The 14,000-nt window shown below is 66.6% G+C and carries 12 protein-coding genes and 1 pseudogene; 7 read left to right on the top strand and 6 right to left on the bottom strand.

The window, feature by feature from the left end; all coding sequences use genetic code 11:
* Positions 1-2: 2 nt before the first annotated feature.
* Positions 3-1,052: a substrate-binding domain-containing protein gene (locus tag QOC76_RS24745; protein WP_526361388.1), complete on the top strand. Its 1,050-nt coding sequence runs from the start codon at positions 3-5 to the stop codon at positions 1,050-1,052.
* A gap of 12 nt (positions 1,053-1,064) precedes the next feature.
* On the opposite strand, the gene QOC76_RS24740 is transcribed toward QOC76_RS24745, so the two are convergent.
* The gene (locus tag QOC76_RS24740) at positions 1,065-2,267 is read right to left on the bottom strand and encodes a pyridoxal phosphate-dependent aminotransferase (protein ID WP_526361386.1); all 1,203 of its coding nucleotides are present in this window, start codon (positions 2,265-2,267) and stop codon (positions 1,065-1,067) included.
* Between the two features lie 54 nt (positions 2,268-2,321).
* On the opposite strand from QOC76_RS24740, the gene QOC76_RS24735 reads away from it, so the two are divergent.
* From QOC76_RS24735 to QOC76_RS24725, 3 genes are all read left to right on the top strand, one after another.
* Positions 2,322-3,428: an oxidoreductase gene (locus QOC76_RS24735; RefSeq protein WP_526361384.1), complete on the top strand. Its 1,107-nt coding sequence runs from the start codon at positions 2,322-2,324 to the stop codon at positions 3,426-3,428.
* A gap of 180 nt (positions 3,429-3,608) precedes the next feature.
* Positions 3,609-4,820: an acetyl-CoA C-acetyltransferase gene (locus tag QOC76_RS24730; protein WP_526361382.1), complete on the top strand. Its 1,212-nt coding sequence runs from the start codon at positions 3,609-3,611 to the stop codon at positions 4,818-4,820.
* A 4-nt stretch (positions 4,821-4,824) separates the two neighbouring features.
* On the top strand, positions 4,825-6,972 hold the full coding sequence (locus QOC76_RS24725; protein ID WP_526361380.1) for a 3-hydroxyacyl-CoA dehydrogenase NAD-binding domain-containing protein: 2,148 nt from the start codon (positions 4,825-4,827) through the stop codon (positions 6,970-6,972).
* Between the two features lie 74 nt (positions 6,973-7,046).
* Here QOC76_RS24725 and QOC76_RS24720 read toward each other — a convergent pair.
* Positions 7,047-8,231, bottom strand: a pseudogene (locus tag QOC76_RS24720) (FAD-dependent oxidoreductase).
* Between the two features lie 180 nt (positions 8,232-8,411).
* Here QOC76_RS24720 and QOC76_RS24715 point away from each other — a divergent pair.
* Complete coding sequence (locus QOC76_RS24715) at positions 8,412-9,893, top strand: class I adenylate-forming enzyme family protein (RefSeq protein ID WP_526361378.1); 1,482 nt, start codon at positions 8,412-8,414, stop codon at positions 9,891-9,893.
* Here QOC76_RS24715 and QOC76_RS24710 read toward each other — a convergent pair.
* Together QOC76_RS24710 and QOC76_RS24705 are read right to left on the bottom strand one after the other, a co-directional pair.
* Positions 9,878-10,483 (bottom strand): class I SAM-dependent methyltransferase, encoded by a 606-nt coding sequence (locus QOC76_RS24710; RefSeq protein WP_526361376.1) that lies wholly within the window; start codon positions 10,481-10,483, stop codon positions 9,878-9,880. The genes QOC76_RS24715 and QOC76_RS24710 overlap by 16 nt on opposite strands.
* A gap of 1 nt (position 10,484) precedes the next feature.
* On the bottom strand, positions 10,485-10,910 hold the full coding sequence (locus QOC76_RS24705) for a pyridoxamine 5'-phosphate oxidase family protein (protein WP_526361374.1): 426 nt from the start codon (positions 10,908-10,910) through the stop codon (positions 10,485-10,487).
* Positions 10,911-11,041: 131 nt separating this feature from the next.
* Between QOC76_RS24705 and QOC76_RS24700 the strand changes: the two genes are divergently transcribed.
* Both QOC76_RS24700 and QOC76_RS24695 read left to right on the top strand, forming a co-directional pair.
* Positions 11,042-12,031, top strand: coding sequence for an LLM class F420-dependent oxidoreductase (locus QOC76_RS24700; protein ID WP_526361372.1), 990 nt, complete (start codon positions 11,042-11,044; stop codon positions 12,029-12,031).
* 119 nt (positions 12,032-12,150) lie between these two features.
* Entirely contained in the window at positions 12,151-12,393 is a 243-nt protein-coding gene (locus QOC76_RS24695; protein WP_526361370.1) for a hypothetical protein, read from the top strand.
* Positions 12,394-12,478: 85 nt separating this feature from the next.
* Here QOC76_RS24695 and QOC76_RS24690 read toward each other — a convergent pair whose 3' ends face one another.
* A complete protein-coding gene (locus QOC76_RS24690) occupies positions 12,479-13,069 on the bottom strand; it encodes a hypothetical protein (RefSeq protein ID WP_526361368.1) in 591 nt (196 codons plus the stop codon).
* Between the two features lie 25 nt (positions 13,070-13,094).
* Positions 13,095-13,919, bottom strand: a complete 825-nt coding sequence (locus tag QOC76_RS24685; RefSeq protein WP_526361366.1) for an NmrA family NAD(P)-binding protein — start codon at positions 13,917-13,919, stop codon at positions 13,095-13,097.
* Between the last annotated feature and the right edge of the window lie 81 nt (positions 13,920-14,000).

Here is a 14,000-nt window from a genome sequence, read left to right as displayed (position 1 = left end):
AGATGAGATTGGCAGCGAAGATCACTGCAGTCGGCTCGGCCGCAGCGATCGCGATGAGCCTGACGGCCTGTGGCGCAGGCGATACCGAATCCAAGAGCGGCGCAACGAGGGTCGGCGTCTCGGTGTACGACATGAGCTCGTTCATCACCGCAGGCAAGGAGGGCATGGACACCTACGCCAAGGCCAACAACATCGAGCTGGTGTGGAATTCGGCCAATCTCGACGTGTCCACCCAGGCCAGCCAAGTCGACTCGATGATCAACCAGGGCGTCGACGCCATCATCGTCGTTCCGGTGCAAGCGGATTCGCTCGCCCCGCAGGTCGCGGCAGCCAAGGCCAAGGGAATCCCGTTGGTGCCGGTCAACGCGGCGCTTCAGAGCAAGGACATCGCAGGCAATGTTCAGCCGGACGACGTAGCCGCCGGGGCACAGGAAATGCAGATGATGGCCGACCGCCTCGGCGGCCGGGGCAACATCGTGATCCTGCAGGGGCCGCTGGGGCAGTCCGGCGAACTGGACCGCAGCAAGGGAATCGAGCAGGTGCTGGCGAAGTACCCCGGCATCAAGGTGCTGGCCAAGGACACCGCAAACTGGAAGCGCGACGAGGCCGTCAACAAGACGAAGAACTGGATCTCCGGCTTCGGCACCCAGATCAACGGCGTGGTCGCACAGAACGACGACATGGGACTCGGCGCCCTGCAGGCGCTCAAGGAGGTCGGCCGCAACGACGTGCCGATCGTCGGCATCGACGGCATCGAGGACGGCCTCAATGCGGTCAAGAGCGGGGAGTTCATCGGAACGTCGCTGCAGAACGGCACTGTCGAACTCGCCTCGGGTCTGGCCGTCGCCAGCAAGTTGGCCAAGGGTGAGCAGGTCAACGCCGACCCGGTGTACGTCATGCCGGCCATCACCAAGGACAACGTCGACGTCGCCATCCAGCACGTGGTGACCGAACGGCAGAAGTTCCTCGACGGCCTGGTGGAACTCACCAACAAGAATCTCGAGACCGGTGACATCGCCTACGAGGGCATCCCAGGGCAGAAACAGCCCTGACCGCGAGGTCCGTCAACCCCGGCGAAGCACCGCGAGCCGTCGGATGGCCTCATCCAGGGTCTCGTCGCGTTTGCAGAAAGCGAAGCGCACGAGATGATTCCACGCGCCTGCGTGCTCGGCGCCCGGGTCGCAGAACGCCGACATCGGGATCGCCGCCACGCCCGCCTTCTCCGGCAGCTCGGCGCAGAATGCGGTGCTGTCGTCATATCCGAGCGCTCGGGGGTCGGCGCAGAGGAAGTACGTGCCGTAGCTGTCGTGCACCTCGAATCCCAGCTCGTCGAGCGCCGTGCCCAGCCGGTCACGCTTGGCTTGTAAGGACTCACGCAGCGCCGCCACCCACGACTCCTCGGTATTCAGCGCCTGAGCCACCGCCGGCTGGAACGGCGCACCGCCGACATAGCTCAGATACTGCTTGGCCGCCCGCACACCGTTGACGAGATCTGCTGCCCCGCAAACCCATCCGATCTTCCAGCCGGTGACGTTGAACATCTTGGCAGCGCTCGAGATGGTGACCGTCCGGCCCGCCATGCCGGGATAGTTGGCCAGCGGTAGATGGCGGCGGCCGTCGAACACCAGATGCTCGTAGACCTCGTCGGTGATGACCAGTAGGTCGGCGTCCACTGCGAGCTTCGCCAGCGCCCGCAGTTCGGCGTCGGAGGCCACCATCCCGGTCGGGTTGTGCGGCGAGTTGAGGATCAAGGCCCTGGTGCGGGGCGTCACGGCCCGCCGCAGGGCTTCGACGTCGATGGTGAAGCCGCGCCCGTCGGGCATCATCGGCACGGCGCGGCGCTCGCAGCATGCCATCGCGATGACGGGGGAGTAGGAGTCGTAGAACGGCTCGATCAGCAGCACCTCGGAGCCCGGCTCGACGAGCCCGAGCACCGACGCGGCGATCGCCTCGGTGGCGCCGACGGTGACCAGCACCTCGGTGTCCGGGTCGTACTCCGTGCCGAACTGCCGCTTGCGCTGTGCGGCGATCGCTTCGCGCAGCGGCGCGATGCCCATGCCCGGCGGGTACTGGTTGACGCCTTCGGCGATCGCGTTCTCGGCGGTCTTGAGCATCGCGGGTGGGCCGTCCTCGTCGGGAAAACCCTGACCCAGATTCACCGCGCCGACGCGGGCCGCCAGCGCCGACATCTCGGCGAAGACCGTCACGGCATAGGGCTGCAGCCGCTTAACCGTCGCCGCGCGGCCTGCGACATTGGGCACCGTCATGGGTTGTGAGCGTAGGCCAGGAATGAAAGCCGCCTTCGCTGCGCTGAGTGCGACATGGCGTTCACCCTCAGCGAGAACTCGGCACTTCTGCGTCCCGTCACCGTCGGCGACGTCCCCGTTGCCAACCGACTGTTCATGGCTCCGTTGACCCGCAGCCGCGCTGAACCCGACGCGACGCCCTCGGAGCTGGCCGCGCTCTACTATTCGCAGCGTGCCTCGGCGGGCCTCATCATCAGCGAGGCGACCGCGGTGTCAGCGGCAGCCAACGGCGCATACCTCAACACGCCCGGCATGTTCACCGATCGGCATCAGCGGCGGTGGGCCGAGATCGCCGACGCCGTGCACGAGTCCGGCGGCCGGATGTTCGTTCAACTGTGGCACGTCGGGCGGATGGGACATCCCGAGATCAGCGGTGTCGAGACGGTCGCCCCGTCTGCCGTCGCCGCCGACCTGTCGGCACACACGCCGACGGGCAGGAGACCGCTTCCGGTGCCGCGTGCTCTGCGCACCGCCGAGATAGCAGGCATCGTCGCCGACTTCCGCGCGGCCGCGCGCCGCGCTGTGGACGCGGGCATGGACGGCGTCGAAATCCACTCGGCCAACGGCTATCTGCTGCACGAGTTCCTTTCCGATGTGACCAACCGGCGCGACGACGCCTACGGCGGGTCGGCCCACAACCGCGCCAGGTTGACCGCCGAAGTGGTCGAGGCCGTCGTCGACGAGGTCGGTGCCGGACGGGTCGGCCTGCGAATCTCGCCCGGAAACGGCGCGGGCGACATGCGCGAAGTCGACGAAATCGCGGCCTACGAGGCGTTGCTCAACCGCATCGCGCCGCTGGGGTTGGCATACTTGCATCTGTTGATCGAGCCGACGCAGCCGGCGTTCGCCGTCGTCCGCGCTGTGTGGGAGGGCACGCTGGTGCTCAACACTCCGCGGGAGATCCAGACCAACTTCTGCGAGCTGGAGAACCTCGTGGACTGGGGCGTCATCGGCGTAGCCGCCGTCGGCCGCTCCTACCTCGCCAACCCCGATCTCATCGACCGCCTTACGCTCGGTGCCGACCTCAACGAGCCCGACGGCGCAACGTTGTACTCCTCGGGGCCGGCTGGCTACACCGACTACCCGACGCTCGCCGACGCCGATTCGCTCGAAGTCGCGTGACGCCGCGTCGAAATCGACATATTGGCGCGTTCCGCTCGAACTTTCTCGCCCAAATGTGAGTTTGGGCGTGACGAACCTCCCAACCAACGAGTTGGGAGGCGCTGTTAGGCTGGCGCGTAGAGGACAACCGCCCATGTGGGCAGGACTCCCAACCAACCCCGTCTGGACAGGAACATCTTCATGTCTGAAGAAGCCTTCATCTACGAGGCGATTCGCACGCCTCGCGGCAAGAACAAGAACGGCGCCCTCAACGAGGTCAAGCCGGTCAACCTGGTCGTAGGACTGGTCGACGAGCTGCGGTCGCGCTTTCCCGATCTGGACGAGAATCTGATCAGCGACCTGATTCTCGGCGTCGTCTCGCCCGTCGGGGATCAGGGTGGCGACATCGCCAGGACCGCCGCTCTGGTGGCGAAGCTGCCCGAGACCACCGGCGGTTTCCAGCTCAACCGGTTCTGCGCGTCCGGCCTCGAAGCGGTCAACACCGCCGCGCAGAAGGTGCGCTCCGGCTGGGACGACCTGGTGCTGGCAGGCGGTGTCGAGTCGATGAGCCGCGTGCCGATGGGCTCCGACGGCGGCGCATGGGCCACCGACCCCGAGACCAACTACACCATCGGCTTCGTGCCCCAGGGCATCGGTGCCGACCTGATCGCCACCATCGAGGGCTTCTCGCGTGAAGACGTCGACCGCTACGCGCTGCGGTCGCAGGAGAAGGCCGCCGCGGCATGGTCGGGCGGCTACTTCGCCAAGTCCGTCGTCCCGGTCCGCGACCAGAACGGCCTGATCATCCTCGACCACGACGAGCACATGCGGCCCGACACCAAGATGGAGGGTCTGGCCAAGCTGAAGACCGCGTTCGACGGCATCGGCGAAATGGGCGGCTTCGACGACGTGGCGCTGCAGAAGTACCACTGGATCGAGAAGATCAACCACGTACACACCGGCGGGAACAGCTCGGGGATCGTCGACGGCGCCGCGCTGGTGCTCGTCGGCAGTGAGAAGGCCGGACAGTCGCAGGGCCTGACGCCCCGGGCGCGCATCGTCGCGACCGCGACCAGCGGCGCCGACCCCGTCATCATGCTCACCGGCCCGACGCCTGCCACCAAAAAGGTGCTCGACCGCGCGGGCCTGACGGTCGACGACATCGACCTGTTCGAGCTGAACGAGGCGTTCGCGTCCGTGGTTCTGAAGTTCCAGAAGGACCTCGACATTCCCGACGAGAAGCTCAACGTCAACGGTGGCGCCATCGCGATGGGCCACCCGCTCGGCGCCACCGGCGCCATGATCACCGGCACCATGGTCGACGAGCTCGAGCGCCGCAACGCGCGACGCGCGCTGATCACGCTGTGCATCGGCGGCGGCATGGGTGTCGCGACCATCATCGAGAGGGTTTAAGGCCATGGCAGAGAACACGATCGGTTGGGACAAGGATGCCGACGGCATCGTCACCCTGACGTTGGACGACCCGACCGGCTCGGCCAACGTGATGAACGAGCACTACCAGGAGTCCATGCACAAGGCGGTCGAACGCCTTGTCGCCGAGAAGGATTCGATCACCGGCGTCGTCATCACCAGCGCCAAGAAGACTTTCTTCGCCGGCGGCGACCTCACCGCAATGGTCAAGGCTCAGCCCGAGGATGCGGGCGAGTTCTTCAGCACGGTCGAGAGCATCAAGGCCGACCTGCGCACGCTCGAGACTCTGGGCAAACCCGTCGTCGCGGCGATCAACGGCGCCGCGCTGGGTGGCGGTCTGGAGATCGCCCTGGCGTGTCACCACCGCATCGCCGCCGACGTCAAGGGCCTCGTGGTCGGCTTCCCCGAGGTGACGCTCGGCCTGCTGCCGGGCGGTGGCAGGGTGACCCGCACCGTGCGGATGTTCGGCATCCAGAACGCGTTCATGAACATCCTGTCGCAGGGCACTCGCTTCAAGCCCGCACAGGCCAAGGGGAACGGCCTGGTGGACGAGCTGGTCGGCTCGGTCGAGGAACTGGTGCCCGCCGCCAAGGCGTGGATCACGGCCAACCCCGACGCGCATACCCAACCGTGGGACCAGAAGGGCTACAAGATGCCCGGCGGTACCCCGGCCAGCCCTGCGCTGGCCGGCATCCTGCCGTCGTTCCCTGCGCTGCTGAAGAAGCAGCTCAAGGGCGCGCCGATGCCCGCACCGCGGGCCATTCTGGATGCCGCCGTCGAGGGCGCGCAGGTGGACTTCGACACCGCCAGCCGCATCGAGAGCCGCTACTTCACCCACCTGGTCACCGGTCAGGTCGCCAAGAACATGATCCAGGCGTTCTTCTTCGACCTGCAGCACATCACCGGCGGCGGGTCGCGACCCGAGGGCATCGGCAAGACGCCGATCACCAAGATCGGTGTGCTCGGCGCGGGCATGATGGGCGCGGGCATCGCCTACGTCTCGGCGAAGGCCGGATTCGACGTGGTGCTCAAGGATGTCGACATCGAGGCCGCGAAGAAGGGCAAGGGCTACTCGGAGAAGCTGGAGGCCAAGGCGCTCGAGCGGGGCAAGACCACTGAGGAGAAGTCCAAGGCGCTGCTCGACCGCATCACGCCGACGGCCGACGCCGCGGACTTCAAGGGCGTCGACTTCGTCATCGAGGCGGTGTTCGAGTCGGTCGAGCTGAAGCACAAGGTGTTCGGTGAGATCGAGGACATCGTCGAGCCCAACGCACTGCTCGGCTCGAACACCTCCACGCTGCCGATCACCAGTCTGGCGACCGGTGTGAAGCGACAGGAGGACTTCATCGGGATCCACTTCTTCTCGCCTGTCGACAAGATGCCGTTGGTGGAGATCATCAAGGGCGAGAAGACTTCCGACGAGGCGCTGGCCCGCGTTTTCGATTACACGCTGGCGATCGGCAAGACCCCGATCGTGGTCAATGACAGCCGCGGTTTCTTCACCTCGCGGGTGATCGGCACGTTCGTCAACGAGGCCCTGGCGATGCTCGGTGAGGGTGTCGAGCCCGCTTCTATCGAGCATGCAGGTTCGCAGGCCGGCTATCCGGCTCCGCCGCTGCAGCTGTCCGACGAGCTGAATCTCGAGCTGATGCACAAGATCGCCGCGGCCACCCGTAAGGGCGTCGAGGACGCGGGTCAGGCCTACGAGCCGCATCCCGCCGAGGCGGTCGTCGAGAAGATGATCGAGATCGGTCGGCCCAGCCGATTGAAGGGCGCCGGCTTCTATGAATACGTCGACGGCAAGCGCACCGGTCTGTGGCCCGGTCTGCGGGAGACGTTCAAGTCCGGAACCGCGAGCATTCCGTTGCAGGACATGATCGACCGCATGCTGTTCGCCGAGGCGCTGGAGACGCAGAAGTGCCTCGACGAGGGCGTGCTGACGTCGACCGCCGACGCCAACATCGGCTCGATCATGGGCATCGGGTTCCCGCCGTACACCGGCGGCAGCGCGCAGTTCATCGTCGGCTACGAGGGTGCAGGCGGCAGGGGCAAGGACGCCTTCGTGGCGCGCGCCAGGGAACTGGCCGCCCGCTACGGCGACCGCTTCAATCCGCCGGAGTCGCTGACCAAGTAGCCGACAGTGGATGCCGAAACCGTCGATGTGGGGTTTCGGCCGGAGCGAGGCTCGGTGGCTTCGCGCTGTTTCACCTAGGTGCGAGTGGGCACCGCGGGATAGTCGGGCAGCGGCATCGAGTCGTAGGGCCTGACGCCCTTGCGGTTGAGGCGGCCCAGCGCCTGTGTCACACCGAGCGGAAGAATGCTGACGGCACGGGCGCCGCCGATGAGAGCCCCCACCCCCCAACGGCTGCCGGGCACAAGAGTTCTGGCATTCACCCGCGCCATGGATCGGCTCCCGAGCACCGACGGCATCATCGTGCGCTCGTAGTTCGCGAACGCGGCGGCGTGGTCGCCTGCCGCTTCGGCGATCTCTCCGGTCAACACGTAGGCGCCGTACACGGCCAGGCTGGTGCTGCCTCCCACCGCGGGACCCGGGCAGTAGCCGGCGTCGCCCACCAGCGTCACGCGTCCCCGCGACCAGGTGGTCAGCTCCAGCCGGGTGATCTCGTCGAAGTAGAACGCCGGCGTCCGCTCCACCTCCTGCAGCCACCGGTCGACGTCTGCGGAGATTCCGGTGAACGCTTCCCGCAGCTGCGCTTGCTGGCGCGCGACGTCGCGGTGGTCGCAGTCCAACGGCTGCCTCGGCCGGAAGAGGAACACCGCCCGCGCGTCGTCGAGGTGATCGGCGGCGTAGACCATCGCGACCCGGTCGGGTTCGAAGTAGCCATTCATCTCGCGTCTCGGGCAAGCGACTTCGGCACCGAAACCACAGACAGGTAGCCGCCGAGGAAGCGTTCGGGCACATCGTCGCCGAACACGATCCTGCGTACTCCGGAGTGCAGCCCGTCGGCGCCGACGATGAGGTCGAACCGCCCTGACGCACCGTGCTCGAACGAGACCTCGCCGTCGTCAGCGATTGCGGTGATCTGATCACCGAACACGTACTCGGCATCGTGACGGCTTGCGTCGTAATAGATCTCGCCCAGGTCGTCGCGCATGATCTCGACGTGCCGGTCGGACACCGCGCCGATGAGCTTGAAATAGTCAATCCGCGCGGGGCCGGGACGCCCAGGGCCGGTGCACCGTCAGCAGCGTGGTCCCGGTGACGTGTTCCTCGATGCGCGGCAGCACACCCATCCGCTCCGAGATCTCTATCGCGGGACGGAAAAGGTCGACCGCGTGGCGTCCGGTCTTTCGCAGCGCAGGGCCGCGTTCGACCACGGTGACGTCGAAGCCTCGCCGCGTCAGCCAGTAGGCCAGCACGGGTCCGGCGATGCTGGCCCCCGATCAAGATCCGCATGCCTCCGCCTCGTTGCGATTTCGGCGTGTTTGGTTGCGCCCACCGCTACTGTTCACGCCGAAATCGCTTTACGCCAGAGCTACGGTGGACGGGGCGATGGCGGCCTTGGGGATCTGAGCGACGGGCCCGTCGACGGGCTTGGCTATGGTCAGAAGGTGACCGAAGCCTTCACCGAAAGGTTCGCGGCAGGCCTGGCAGGCTACGGCGAGGGACAGTGCATCGAGTACAACGGCCGCTGGTACTCGGGCAACGAGGTGACCGGGTATGCCGACGCCATCGCGTCGATGTTGCGGGAAGCCGGGGTCGCCGACGACGCACCGGTAGGGCTGGTGGTCCGCAACCGGCTGCCGCATGCCGCGGCCATCATGGGGTTCATCGCGGAAGGCCGTGCCGTCTCGATGATCTACTCGTTTCAGTCGCCGGAGTCGATCGGCCGCGACATCGAGACGCTGTGCCTGTCGGCGATCGTCGCCGACGATGAGGACTGGACCGACGAGGTCATCGCCGCGGCCAAGCGGGCGGGCAGCGCAGGCGTCGCCCTCTCGTTGCATGCACCCACCGTCGCTCCCGTTCCGGGGCTCGAACGCCGCGACGGCACCCGCCGGCACGCCGAGGCGGAACCCGGTGTGGCACTTCATATCCTGACCAGCGGCACCACGGGGCCACCCAAGCGGCAGTCGATCAAGACGCGGGTGCTGGAGCGCACCGTCTTCAGCGTCACCAGCGGAGAGGCGGCCGCGCCGGGTGCCCCTCCGGAGTTCTCGTACTGGCAGTTCGGCGGCATCGGGGTATGTCAGCTGATCGCGGGCGCCTACAACGGCAGGCGGATCGTCATCCTGGAGCGGTTCACGGTCGAAAGCTGGGTCAACGCGGTGAAGACGCACGGGATCAAACGGTCGGGCGTGCAACCCGCCGTGATCCGCATGCTGCTAGACGCGGACGTGCCCGAAAAGGACCTCGCCTCACTGGACTTCTTGATCAGCGCGTCGGGTCCGCTGGATCCGGAGACCAGGGACGAGTTCGAGGCCCGCTACGGCATACCGGTCAAGTTGGCTTACGGCGCAACAGAATTCGCCGGTTCGCTGTGCGCATGGACACCCGAGATGGACCGCGAGTTCGGTGTCGCCAAACGCGACAGCGTCGGCAGGGCGCTGCCGGATACCAGGCTGCGCATCGTAGACCCCGAGACCGGAGCCGAGCTACGCACCGGGGAGCGTGGGCTGCTGGAGGCGAAGATCGCCGCGATCAGCGACGACTGGATCCGCACCACCGACATCGGCTCGATCGACGAGGACGGCTTCGTCACGCTGCACGGCAGAGCCGACGGGGCCATCAATCGCGGCGGGTTCAAAGTCCTGCCGGAAACCGTACGCAGAGTGCTGATCTCGCATCCGGCGGTGCGGGATGCATGCGTGGTGGGCGTGCCCGACGCGCGGCTGGGGCAGGTGCCGTTCGCTGCCGTCGAAGCCGTGCCCGGCGGGCCGGTGCCCTCCGACGACGAACTCAAGGATTTGGTCCGTCAATCGCTGCCGGTCTACAACGTGCCAGTCGCGTTCGCCGTCGTCGACGAGCTTCCGCGTAATCCGGCGCTGAAGGTGAGCCTGCCTGCCGTCGCCGCCCTCTACGAAGCGCGTTGAAAGAGGTAGTACCGGCCCGTGTCCTTGCCGTTGTGGTTCATGGACGGTTCGCTGCCCGACGACAGCATCGTCCAGCCCGACGCGAATCGCTCTTCGACCTCGTCGGCGCCGATGCCCGGCACGCCCTTCGAGGCGCCGGGAACGAACTCGACCAGCAACAGCAGTGCCCCCGGCGCGGCAGTGGCCGTCACCTCACGAACATAGTAGTAGCGGTCGTCGTCGCTCATGCCGTGCAGACAGCCGTTGTCGACGATCAATGCGAAATTCGAACCGACGCCCTCCTGGCAGAGCCGGGTGACATCGCCCTGTTCGAAGCGGATGTCGACGTTGTCGGCGGCCGCCTTTGTCCGCGCCTTGTCCACCGCCTTGGCGATGAAATCGATTCCGGTGACCCGCCAGCCGTGCTTGGCGAGATAGATGGAGTTGTCGCCGGTTCCGCAGCCCAGGTCGAGCGCCGTCGAGGCAGGCAACGGCGCGCTTCCCTCGACGCCTTCGATCAACTCGGTGAGGCTCGTCGGCAGCGGATGACCATCCCACGGAACGAAGCCGAACCGGTACAGGGTCTTGAACAACAGCTGCCGCGAGCCCACGTCAGATCGATCCGAGGTCCGACGAAATCCAGTGCTCCGGCTTCATGTAGATGGTTACGCCCTCGCCGTGTTCGCGGCGCGCGAACTCGAGGTAGCCGTCCACGGCTTCCGGCGGCAGGTAGCGCTTGACCATCTCGACCAGCTGTTCGTCGGTTGCCGGCTCGATCCGGCTGACCGGACCGTCGACGGCGACGTAACGCACAGTGGGTTCGACGCGGTCGACCATCAGCGTGAACTCGCCCTGCGTCTCGATGAGTCGGTGCTTGCGTGAGCCGGCGCCGGTGTGAATCCACGGTTCGCCGCCGGGGCTGTACTGATACCAGATCGGCACGGTGAGCGGTCCCCGCTTGTCACCCGCGCCGACCGACAGCGCCGCGACGTGTGGTTCGGCCAGAAACTGTTCGCGTTCTTCCTTGGATAGGGCCATGATCCCAAGGTAGTCACCAGAGCCGACGTCCGTTCCCACATCGATTTCTGCACGAGGGCTGCGATCGCGGTGCGAAGCACAACCGAGGCGCAGAATTCGGCGGTCAAGGCAAAGGCATAGAGTCGAGCGTCATGGACTTCGGACTGTTCATTCCGCAAGGCTGGCGACTCGATCTCGTCGACATCCCCACCGAAAACCACTGGCCGGTGATGCACGAACTGGCCACCTACGCCGACGACGGCGCGTGGGATTCGCTGTGGGTGTACGACCACTTTCACACCGTGCCGGTGCCGACGGACGAGGCCACCCACGAGGCGTGGTCGCTGATGTCGGCGTACGCCGCCACCACGTCGCGCATCAAGCTCGGTCAGATGTGCACGGCGATGAGCTACCGCAACCCGGTCTATCTGGCGAAGGTGGCCGCCACCGTCGACGTCATCTCCGGCGGCCGGCTTCAAATGGGCATCGGCGCCGGCTGGTATGAGCACGAGTGGAGGGCCTACGGATACGGCTTCCCGCCGGCAGGCGTCCGGCTGGGCCGCCTCGACGAGGGCGTTGCGATCATGCGCGATGCGTGGCGGGACGGGCGAGTCACGTTCCACGGCAAGCACTATGACGCCGACGACGCCATCGTCGCGCCGAAGCCGCTGCAGGACGGTGGCCCACCGCTCTGGATCGCCGGTGGTGGCGAGAAGGTGACGTTGAAGATCGCCGCGAAGTATGCGCGGTACACCAACTTCTCTGCTGAGCCCGATGTTTTCGCTCACAAGTCCGAGGTGCTGGCCGGTCATTGCCGCGACGTCGGCACCGACTACGGCGCGATCGTCCGCTCAGCCAACTTCAACGCCGTCATCGGCGAATCCGAAGCCGAAGTGGACGAGCGGATCGCCAGGATCCGGTCGAAGCAGGTCGCCAAGGCCGACGAGCAGGCGGTCGACGTGATGCTGAGCACGTTGAAATCGCCCGAATCCGCCAGCGGCACACCAGAGCAGGTCGTCGAGAAGTTGAAGCGGATGCGCGATCTCGGATGCGAGTACGCGATCCTCTACTTCCCGGAGGCGGCCTACGACCGCTCGGGTATCGAGGCGTTCGAAAAGCAGGTCATCCCTGCACTGAGCTGACGGCCGGATGACGTTCACCGGTCGTGAAAATGACGCGCCGGTGAACCTGTGGGGTCGCGTAAAACTGCGACAGCGGCGATGATCCCGTCGTGTCGCTGACCTCAATTCGAAGAAGCCCGGTGTCGCGCCCCGCGCACGACGCCGACGTGGCGCAGGCCCGGTTGTTCGTTCAGCTTCTAGAACGCGAGGTCGATGAGTTGGAGCAGCTGATCGATGTCGCCGAAACGCGCTGGTTACGGCGATGCGCGCGCAGCGAGAGTGAATACCACCGACCGCCGGATTCGTTGAGCCGGTTCCGGCAGCGGCTCGCCGAGGTGCAGAAGCTATTGGAGAACCTTCGAACACGGTTCCTGCAAGACTGACTTCTGATCGCCGTGATTGAAATCCGCTTGGAGATAGCGGTTCTCGTGAAGCGATGTCCAGCCAGAGGGCGCTGAGCCGAACCTTCTACGGCGACGGCGCCGGCGGCTGCGCAGGAATCGGCGCCATCCCCGGTGGAGTACCTGCGTTTGGATCAGCTGGCGCGTCAGAATACCCGGGCGGCGGGGCCCCCCTCAGCGAGTAGTAGCCCTCGGGCAGCGGTGGGCCGCCCTCCTTCGGCGTCGGCGCGGGTCCGTTGGACGACGGGTCGGTCAGCGACACGTACCCAGGGGGAAGCTGGGGCGCCGGGCCTGCGCCTGGTGGCGGTGGGTGGACTCCTGGCATCTCGCCGTCCGGGGTCTGGGCGAAGCCGTACGGGTCCTGGGCCTGGTGCCAGGCGTCCCGCAGGAAACCCAACGCGCCGCCGGAATGTCCCGACCCGTATTGCGGGTTGGCGATCTCCGGCACCGGCGGCGCTCCGTCCGGCGGCGCCGGCGCAGGCGCGGCCATTGCATCGCTTCCTGGCGCGTCCACCACCGGCTGGCCTGCGGGGACGGGCTCCCCGGGGACCGGGGTCGGCACCACAGGGTCGGCCGCTGCGGTGGCGGGCATGCCGAGTGCGCCGAATCCGATGACCGTGCTTGCGATCGCCGCGGTGGCGATCCTCCGTCGTGTCATGAGTGACGAGGCTAGCCGCTTGCGCCTACGGCATCCACACGCCGGTCGCCGCCGCCTCGTTCGCGTACGTCCGGAAATCCTTCGGTTCGCGCCCCAGCGCACGCCGTACACCGTCGGCGAGCTGGGCCTTGCTACCCAGCACCTCGCTGAACAGATGGTTCAGCAGCCAGATGAAGTCCTCGGGCAGACCGTGCTCGGCGAGCATCGCGGTGTAGTCGCCGATCGGCACCGACACGAGCGCGATGTCGCGCCCCGCGGCCTCGCCGATCGCCGCCACGGCGTCGCCGAAGCTCAGCAGCCGCGGACCTGTCAGCTCGTAGAGCTGCCCGATGTGGCGGTCATCGGTGAACGCGGCGACGACGACGTCGGCGATGTCGTCGACGTCCACGAACGGTTCGGCCACGTCGTCGACGGGCAGCGTCACCGCGCCCGCGAGCACCTCGTCGAGCCAGGCGCCTTCATCGAAGTTCTGCGAGAAGAACGCGCAGCGCACGATCGTCCACGGCAGGCCGCAATCCTTGACGACATCCTCGGCCCGCTCGGCCTCGGCTTCGTTTCGCCCGGACAGCAGCACGATATGACGGACGCCCGCGTCGGAAGCGATCTTGGTGAGCGCGCGGACGGCGTCGACCGAACCGGGAACCGCGAGGTCGGGGTAGTAGGTGACATAGACCTTGGCGACGCCCGCCAGCGCTGGCGCCCACGTCGCTTGGTCCTCCCAGTCGAACGGAATGTCTGCGGTGCGCGAGCCGTGCCGGACCGCGATCCCGCGCGAGGAGAGTCGAGCTGCGACGCGCCTTCCGGTCTTGCCGGTGCTGCCAATGACGAGAATGGTGTTCATATAGGTCATGGTTTGACTCAACAGCCCAAGATCGAGACGAACCATAGTCAGAACTCTCGATTGCATGTCCGATCGTCTGAAAAGAGCCGC

The sequence above is a fragment of the Mycobacterium sp. genome, assembly GCF_032159565.1.
Classification (GTDB): Bacteria; Actinomycetota; Actinomycetes; order Mycobacteriales; family Mycobacteriaceae; genus Mycobacterium.
The sequence above is the reverse complement of the archived record's forward strand: the minus strand, read 5'-3'. Positions and strand labels throughout refer to the sequence as shown.